This window comes from Streptomyces sp. NPDC000878, from assembly GCF_053599695.1.
On record NZ_JBSFMT010000003.1, the window covers coordinates 343,969 to 352,042 of the forward strand.

Consider the following 8,074-nt stretch of genomic DNA (forward strand, 5'->3'; position numbering starts at 1 on the left):
CGCGGAGGACGGAGACCCATGCACGAGATGTCCGTCGCGCTGGCCGTCGTAGACCAGGTGGCAGAAGCCGCCACGCGGGCCGGAAGTATCACGGCGGTGCGATCGGTACGGCTCCAGGTGGGCGAACTGGCTGGTGTCGTACCCGACGCGCTCGCCTTCTCCTTCGAACTGGCCTGTGCCGGAACCCTGCTGGAAGGCGCCGAGCTGGTCACCGAAACGGTGCCGGGGCGGGCCCGCTGCACGCCCTGCGCACACGAATGGGCCGTCGGCATGCCACCCCGGCTGACCTGCCCCGAGTGCGGCAGGGCGTGTACCGACCTGCTGGCGGGCCGGGAACTGCAGATCGTCGACGTGCACTGGGAGGACGGCGGCCCCACGCACGCGCCCACCCGCGAACCGATCTCCGAGGAGCGCTGAACCATGTGCCGTGTCGTCGACCTGCGCCAGGCCGTGCTCGCGAAGAACGACGCGAGCGCCCATGAACTGCGCGCACACCTCGCGGCGCGAGGCACCGCGGTCGTCAACCTGCTGTCCAGTCCGGGCAGCGGCAAGACCGCGCTGCTGGAGCGCGAGCTGCTGGAGGCACGGGAGCGGTCCGTTCCCGTTGCCGCGCTGACCGCCGACCTCGCCACCGAGAACGACGCGGCACGCCTGGCGCGTTCGGGCGTCCCGGTCAAGCAGGTGCTCACCGATGGACTGTGCCATCTGGAATCGGGGATGCTCGCCGGGCACCTGGACGGGTGGCTGCCCGACGACACCCGGCTCCTGTTCGTGGAGAACGTCGGCAACCTGGTCTGCCCGGCCTCCTACGACCTGGGGGAGACGCTGAGGGTCACCCTCGCCTCCGTGACGGAGGGCGAGGACAAGCCGCTCAAGTACCCGACCGCCTTCGGCCTCGCCCACCTGGTCGTGGTCACCAAGACCGACATCGCGGAGGCCGTCGAGTTCGACGAGGCCGCGTTCCGTGCGAACGTGGAGCAGGTCAATCCGGGGGTCGAGGTGGTCCTGACCTCGGCGCGCCGGGGGCAGGGAGTCGGCGTGCTCCTCGACCGGGCGATGGCAGCCGCGGACGGCGCACCTGTCCACTCGCCGGTCATGGCCCGGCAACCCCAGCACCACGGTCACACACACGCGGACAACGGTCACCCACACGCGCACCCGGAGGCCACCGGCACGATGGCCCACACCCACTCGTGAGCGGTTCGCAGGCGCAGGCCGCCGTCGCCGAGGACACTCCGCTACGCCGCCGGGTCATCGTCCGAGGAGTGGTGCAGGGTGTGGGCTTCCGGCCCTACCTGTACGGCCTCGCCACCGAACTCGCCCTGGCCGGACATGTGACCAACACTCCGGAGGGCGTCGTCGTGGAGGTCGAGGGCACCGCCTCGGCCGTGGCCCGGTTCTGCGACCGGATCGCCGCCCAGGCACCCCCGCTTGCCCGCGTCGAGTCCGTCCACCACCGGGAGATGCCTCCCGCCGGTCCCGCCGGCGGCACCGCGTTCACCATCCTCACCTCCCGCACCGACGGCCCCGCCCGCACCCTGGTCTCCCCGGACTCCGCCACCTGCGCCGACTGCCTCGCCGAGTTGGCCGACCCGGCGGACCGGCGGTACCGCCACCCCTTCGTCAACTGCACCCACTGCGGCCCGCGCTTCACGATCGTCACCGGCGTGCCGTACGACCGGGCCCACACCACCATGGCCGGCTTCGCGATGTGCCCCGACTGCGCCCGCGAGTACGCGGATCCGGCCGACCGCCGCTTTCACGCGCAGCCGGTCGCCTGCCCGGCCTGCGGACCGCGGCTGCGGTTGTTGGTCCAGTGGTGCGAGGAGGTCACGGGGGCGGACGCGCTCACCGAGGCCCGCGCACTGCTGTCGGACGGCGCGATCCTCGCCGTGAAGGGCCTGGGCGGCTACCACCTGGCCTGTGACGCCACGAACGAGGAGGCGGTCGCCCGCCTACGCCGACGCAAGGCACGCGGGGACAAGCCGTTCGCGGTCATGGCCCGGAGTGCGGCCGACGTCGAGCACCTCGTGCGGCTGAGCCCCGAGGAGCGGAGCCTGCTCGAAGGCCGGGCCAGGCCGGTCGTCCTGGTCAGACGTCGTCCGCACGCCCCCGGGGATCCGTGGCCCGCCGAGGCCGTCGCGCCCCGCAGCCCCGACCTCGGCGTGATGCTGCCGTACACACCCCTGCACCACCTGCTGCTCGGCCTGCCCGGCGACGCGGACGGCCCCCGGCTGCTCGTCATGACCAGCGGCAATCTGTCCGGTGAGCCGATCGTCACCGACGACACCGAGGCACTGGAGCGGCTCGCGCATCTGGCCGACGCCTGGCTCACGCACGACCGGCCGATCCACGTCCCGTGCGACGACTCCGTGGTCCGCGTCTGCGACGGGGAGCCGCTGGTGCTCCGCCGCTCCCGTGGCTACGCACCGTTGCCGGTCTCCCTCCCGCTGCCCGTGCGACCGGCCCTTGCCGTCGGTGGAGACCTCAAGAACGCCTTCTGCCTGGGGGCCGGCCGGCGGGCCTGGCTGTCGGCGCACATCGGCGACATGGACGACGTCGATACGCAGCGAGCCTTCGAGCACGCGGTGGCGCAGTTGGAGTCCATCACCGGGGTACGGCCCGAGAGCCTGGTGTCAGACCGGCATCCCGGCTACCGCTCCGCCCGGTGGGCCGACCGGAACGCGGCGCACCGGCCCGTCGTACGCGTCCAGCACCATCACGCGCACGTCGCCTCCGCGATGGCCGAGCACGGGCTGGACGGCACCCGGCCGGTGATCGGTGTCGCCTTCGACGGCACGGGCCACGGCGACGACGGCGCCGTGTGGGGCGGGGAGTTCCTGCTCGCGGACTACGACCGCTTCACCCGGTTCGGGCACCTCGCGTACGTCCCGCTGCCCGGCGGCGACGCCGCGGTGCGCCGGCCGTACCGCATGGCGCTGGCCCATCTGCGGGCGGCCGGGATCGACTGGTCCGACGACCTCGCCTGTACGGCCGCCTGCCCGCCCGACGAACTCCGGCTCCTGGAAAGGCAGTTGGAGCGCGGACTGAATTGTGTCCCCACGTCCAGCATGGGCCGGCTCTTCGACGCCGTGTCCTCGCTCTCCGGGGTGTGCCACCACGCCGGATACGAGGCCCAGGCCGCCGTCGAGCTGGAGGGTGCGGCTCTGCACGCTCCCACCGAGGACACCACTGCGTACGCCTTCGCCCTGCGCGAGCCGGAGGAGAACGGGGGCGGGGCGGTACGGGCCGATCCGGCCCCGGTACTCGCGGCGATCGTCGGCGACCTGCGCGCGGGCGTCGAGCCGACCCTCATCGCGGCTCGCTTCCACCGGGGCGTGACCCGCCTGGTGCACCGGATCTGCGCGCGGGCGCGAGAGCGGCACGGGCTGGACACGGTCGCCCTGACGGGAGGCGTGTTCGCCAACACGCTGCTCTCCTCGGCCTGTGCCGCCGCCCTGCGCGCGGACGGATTCACGGTTCTGCGGCACCACCTGGTGCCGCCCAACGACGGCGGCCTGGCGCTGGGCCAGCTGATGGTGGCCGCCCGGGTCACCCCGACTTCCACTCCCACCGACTGAGCGACGTGCGACCCCACAGCGAGGAGAGGCTCATGTGCCTGGCGGTACCCGGCAGAGTGCTGGACATCGAGGAACGGGACGGCACCCGGATGGCCACCGTCGACTTCGGCGGCGTGGTCAAGGAGGTGTGCCTGGAGTACCTGCCCGACCTCCGGGTCGGCGAGTACGCCATCGTCCACGTCGGGTTCGCCCTGCAACGGCTGGACGAGGAGTCGGCGCGCCAGACGCTCGAACTCTTCGCCGAACTCGGCCTGTTGCAGGAGGAGTTCGGCGACCCCTGGGAGACGGCGGCGGCGGAGGCGGGCGTGGACCCGGTGGAAGAGGTGCGCAACCAGTGAAGTACATCGACGAGTTCCAGGACCCGGAGCTGGCGCGTCGGCTCCTCGACGACATTCACGCCACGGTGACCAGGCCGTGGGCCCTGATGGAGGTGTGCGGGGGACAGACGCACAGCATCATCCGGCACGGGATCGACCAACTCCTGCCGGAGGAGGTCGAGTTGATCCACGGTCCTGGCTGTCCCGTGTGCGTGACCCCGCTGGAGGTCATCGACAAGGCTCTGGAGATCGCCTCCCGACCGGGGGTGATCTTCTGCTCCTTCGGTGACATGCTGCGCGTGCCGGGCACGGGACGGGACCTGTTCCAGGTCCGCGCGGAAGGCGGTGACGTACGCGTCGTCTACTCGCCGCTCGACGCGCTGCGGATCGCTCAGCAGAACCCGGACCGCGAGGTGGTGTTCTTCGGCATCGGCTTCGAGACGACGGCACCCCCCAACGCCATGACGGTCCACCAGGCCCGGAAGCTGGGCATCCAGAACTTCAGCATGCTGGTGTCCCATGTCCGCGTACCCCCGGCCATCGAGGCGATCATGTCGTCGCCGAGCTGCCGGGTGCAGGCTTTCCTCGCGGCCGGGCACGTCTGCAGCGTGATGGGCGTGGGGGAGTACCCGGAGCTGGCGGAACGCTTCCGCGTGCCGATCGTCGTGACGGGCTTCGAGCCACTGGACATCCTCGAAGGCGTGCGCCGGGCGGTCCGTCAGCTGGAACGCGGTGAGCACACTGTCGACAACGCCTACGCCCGTGCCGTCCGCCCGGAGGGCAACGCGGCTGCCCGGACCATGCTGGAGGACGTTTTCGAGGTCACCGACCGCGCCTGGCGTGGCATCGGGGTGATCCCCGACAGCGGCTGGCGGCTGTCGCCGAAGTACCGCGACCACGACGCCGAGCACCGCTTCTCGGTCAGTGGAATCCGGACGGAGGAACCCGCCGAGTGCCGCAGCGGAGAGGTCCTGCAGGGGCTGCTCAAGCCGCACGAGTGCGAGGCTTTCGGCACCCTGTGCACCCCACGTACCCCCCTGGGAGCCACCATGGTCTCCAGTGAGGGCGCCTGCGCGGCGTACTACCTCTACCGGCGTCTGGACATGCCCACCACCACGACGGTTCGGGAGGCGAGCCCCGTTGTCTGACACCACCGATCTTCCTGTCACCGCCACCCTGGACATCGAGGCGTTGACATGTCCGGCGCCTCTGCGTGACCGGCCCCGGGTCGTCATGGGCCACGGTGGCGGTGGCGTCCTCTCCGCCGAGCTGGTCCAGCAGATCTTCGCGCCCGCCTTCGGGGGAGAGGTGCTCTCTCAGATGGGTGACGCCGCCGTCCTCTCCCTGGGCGAGGCCCGGCTGGCGTTCTCCACCGACTCCTATGTGGTGCGGCCGCTGTTCTTCCCCGGCGGCAGCATCGGTGACCTGGCGGTCAACGGCACTGTCAACGACCTCGCCATGAGCGGCGCCCGAGCCGCCTACCTCTCCTGCGGATTCATCCTGGAGGAGGGCGTCGAGCTGGACGTGGTCACGCGCGTGTCCGAGGCGCTGGGTGCGGCCGCACGCGCCGCCGGTGTGGAGGTGGCCACCGGCGACACCAAGGTGGTGGAGGCTGGCCACGGCGACGGGATCTACATCAACACGGCGGGCATCGGTCTCGTCCCGGCGGGTGTCGATCTGCGTCCTTCGCGGGTCGTCCCCGGCGACGTCGTGATCGTCAGCGGTGCGATCGGCGTCCACGGGGTGGCGGTCATGAGCGTTCGCGAGGGCCTGGAATTCGGAGTGGAGATCAAGAGCGACTGCGCGGCGCTCGGCGGGCTGGTCGAGGCCATGCTCGCCGTCACCTCCGATCTGCACGTACTGCGCGATCCCACCCGGGGCGGCCTGGCGGCCACGCTCAACGAGATCGCGGAGGCCTCCCGCACAGGGGTGGTCATCCGGGAACGCGACGTCCCGGTCCCGCCGGCCGTGGCCAATGCCTGCGCCATTCTCGGACTGGACCCCATGTACATCGCCAACGAGGGCAAGCTGGTGGCCTTCGTCCCCCGCGAGCACGCCGACGCCGTCCTGGCGGCGATGCGAGCCCACCCTCTGGGCGCGGACTCAGTGATCATCGGTGAGGCCGTCGAGGCCCATCCAGGCATGGTCGTGGCTCGGACCGGCCTGGGGGGAACGCGGGTGGTCGATCTGCCGATCGGGGAGCAACTGCCGCGGATCTGCTGACACGGGCTCTGTGCGTCGAGGAGGCGGCCGTCCAGGCGCCGGTCGGACCGCCGGGGCTTGTCCGGCGGACGGGCCGGAGCAAGACCGCGGTGTCTCTTCAGCGCAGGTGAACGGAGGCGTGGGGCACCCCCGCGCGGGGCTTGAGGGCGCCCCTGCGCGAGGTCGCTTCGAGCGTGGGAGCGCGTCAAGTTGCGAGGCGGAGTCGGGCGTAGATGCGGAGCGTCGGCTACCGGCGACAACGCTGTAGATCGGCGTGCCGGACTCCGCGTCTCCGGCACGATCCCTGGACAGGCCCTAACCCCGTCGGGGCCCGGTCGGCGGGTCCTGGGGGTCCACGCCGGTTGTGCCAGAAGCGTCCTTCGTGCCGCTTGGGCGCTGGGAGCGGCCCTTGCGTCCGGTGTCGTGTCTGCCCTTCTCGTCCGCGTCGCCGTACTCCTCGCCCCTTGCACCGAGACTCTTGGCCGTGTCGCCCGGAACGGACTTCGTCTCCTCTGGGGATTTCGTACGGCCCGGTCCTCTTTCGTCGGCGTGCTCAGCCGGATGGAAGGAGCGGTGGGCGCTCGGGTTGTCCTGCTGACGTGTCTCATCCACGTCGGGCGACCAGCCGTGCTGCCCGGTGCCCTGGTGACGGCTGGGGCCCTTTCCATGCGGTGGCTCGGACGAACGTGATTTCTTCGACATGGTTCGATCTGCCTTTTCATGGTCAGTGGGGGACGCCTGTCACGCGCCCATGATGGGGAAATTATTCCACCTTGCTATATTTTGAGCATATTTTTTACTGTCTCCGCGGCAGACAGCCGAAACGGTTCCAGCAACTGACGGTCAGTGCGCTTGCGGCGGCCGTCAGGGGCGTCACTCGTGGTGACGCCAGACGGATCCGTGCCGGTTCGACGGCGTGGTCATCGGTTCCGGGGACGAGGGGCGCAGGGGCATACCGGCGGACGTCCGGTGCTCGCGGCGGAGCGTACCGGGGGGCCGGGCAGGAACATCCGGACGTCGCCTGTCGGTTCGGTACGGGCACAGGTGGCGGCGAGGCTGTCGGTGATGGCCGGGCAGAGCAGGGGCCGGTGATCTCTTCTCCCTTACTCAGCACGAGTGAATGAACCGATGGTTCCGTTCGGGGCCGGTGCCAGGTCTTCTACGGTTTCTGAATGGATCCGGGGGCTGCGGGTGAGGCCCTGCGGGCGGGGGACTGGTGGAAAGGCGCACCTGATGCCGGGGTTGGGGAAGTCGCCGGATGTGCTCAGACTCCGGGCGGGCCGCTGTCATCGGACCTGGGCACGGACCTGGGGCGCGGTCGGCGTGGCATGTCTCGTGGGAACACTGCTGACGTTCGGCGGGTCGTGGGCCGCCGGTAGCGGGGCGGCGCGGATGGCGGCTTTCGGGCCGTCCACCGGTTGCTGGGGGTTGGCGGCCTCCCTGATGCTCCGCGCGAGGGGAACGAGCGGACGGGTGCGGACGCGTCTGCTGCTGTTGGGGGCTTCCGCGATAGCCGGAGGTGTGTACCGGGGAGCGGTCACCGTGTTGTCGGCCCAGCCTCCGGGCTCGGGACGGGACGCGCGATCGTTGCTGGGTTCGGTGGTGGTCACCGGGGTGACGCTGGCAGTCGGCCTGGGGATGGCCGGTCTGGTGGTCGCGGCCGATGCCGGTACAGGTCGGCACGTGCTGCTGCGGCGTGTGCTCGACGGGGTCGTCACAACCGGGGCCGTGTTCATGACGGGATGGGTACTGCTGCGGGGGGCCGGTGACGGTTGGCGGCTGGGGACGGGGATGATCGGTGTCCTGTGGGCCGCGGAGGTCGTGTTCCTCAGTTTTCTGTTCGCCCTGCGCCGTCTCGTACGGAGTGACCGGAGAGTCACCTTGTGGGTCGGGATCGTCGGGCTGTCCCTCATGCTGGTCGGCGACACCCTGCGACTGTTGACGGTCGGCCCGCACTGCCCTGAGGTGATGTCC

At 70.9% G+C, this 8,074-nt stretch carries 7 protein-coding genes and 1 pseudogene; 7 read left to right on the forward strand and 1 reads right to left on the reverse strand.

The features are described from left to right. The first annotated feature begins 18 nt into the window (after window positions 1–18). From ACWDR4_RS05130 to hypE, 6 genes are read left to right on the forward strand one after another with little or no spacing between them, the layout of a single operon-like run. Complete coding sequence (locus ACWDR4_RS05130) at window positions 19–417, forward strand: hydrogenase maturation nickel metallochaperone HypA/HybF (protein WP_450404023.1); 399 nt, start codon at window positions 19–21, stop codon at window positions 415–417. A 3-nt stretch (window positions 418–420) separates the two neighbouring features. Then, entirely contained in the window at window positions 421–1,197 is a 777-nt protein-coding gene (hypB, locus tag ACWDR4_RS05135) for a hydrogenase nickel incorporation protein HypB (protein WP_450404026.1), read from the forward strand. Next, window positions 1,194–3,581: a carbamoyltransferase HypF gene (hypF, locus tag ACWDR4_RS05140; protein ID WP_450404029.1), complete on the forward strand. Its 2,388-nt coding sequence runs from the start codon at window positions 1,194–1,196 to the stop codon at window positions 3,579–3,581. Before hypB ends, hypF begins: the two co-directional genes overlap by 4 nt. Window positions 3,582–3,613: 32 nt before the next feature. Next, the gene (locus ACWDR4_RS05145) at window positions 3,614–3,919 is read left to right on the forward strand and encodes a HypC/HybG/HupF family hydrogenase formation chaperone (protein WP_450404032.1); all 306 of its coding nucleotides are present in this window, start codon (window positions 3,614–3,616) and stop codon (window positions 3,917–3,919) included. Next, complete coding sequence (gene hypD, locus ACWDR4_RS05150) at window positions 3,916–5,046, forward strand: hydrogenase formation protein HypD (protein WP_450404035.1); 1,131 nt, start codon at window positions 3,916–3,918, stop codon at window positions 5,044–5,046. The genes ACWDR4_RS05145 and hypD overlap by 4 nt, the downstream gene beginning before the upstream one ends. After that, complete coding sequence (gene hypE, locus ACWDR4_RS05155; RefSeq protein ID WP_450404037.1) at window positions 5,039–6,121, forward strand: hydrogenase expression/formation protein HypE; 1,083 nt, start codon at window positions 5,039–5,041, stop codon at window positions 6,119–6,121. Before hypD ends, hypE begins: the two co-directional genes overlap by 8 nt. Window positions 6,122–6,415: 294 nt before the next feature. On the opposite strand, the gene ACWDR4_RS05160 is transcribed toward hypE, so the two are convergent. Continuing rightward, window positions 6,416–6,802: a hypothetical protein gene (locus ACWDR4_RS05160; protein WP_450404038.1), complete on the reverse strand. Its 387-nt coding sequence runs from the start codon at window positions 6,800–6,802 to the stop codon at window positions 6,416–6,418. Window positions 6,803–7,573: 771 nt separating this feature from the next. Between ACWDR4_RS05160 and ACWDR4_RS05165 the strand changes: the two are divergent. After that, a pseudogene (locus ACWDR4_RS05165) lies at window positions 7,574–8,074 on the forward strand (hypothetical protein); the annotation flags it as partial.

What these genes read in the sequence shown, in the direction of transcription:
- ACWDR4_RS05160 (WP_450404038.1), bottom strand. Translation starts at nt 6,802, where the DNA reads ATGTCGAAGAAATCACGTTCGTCCGAGCCACCGCATGGAAAGGGCCCC.
- hypB (WP_450404026.1), top strand. Translation starts at nt 421, where the DNA reads ATGTGCCGTGTCGTCGACCTGCGCCAGGCCGTGCTCGCGAAGAACGAC.
- ACWDR4_RS05130 (WP_450404023.1), top strand. Translation starts at nt 19, where the DNA reads ATGCACGAGATGTCCGTCGCGCTGGCCGTCGTAGACCAGGTGGCAGAA.
- ACWDR4_RS05145 (WP_450404032.1), top strand. Translation starts at nt 3,614, where the DNA reads ATGTGCCTGGCGGTACCCGGCAGAGTGCTGGACATCGAGGAACGGGAC.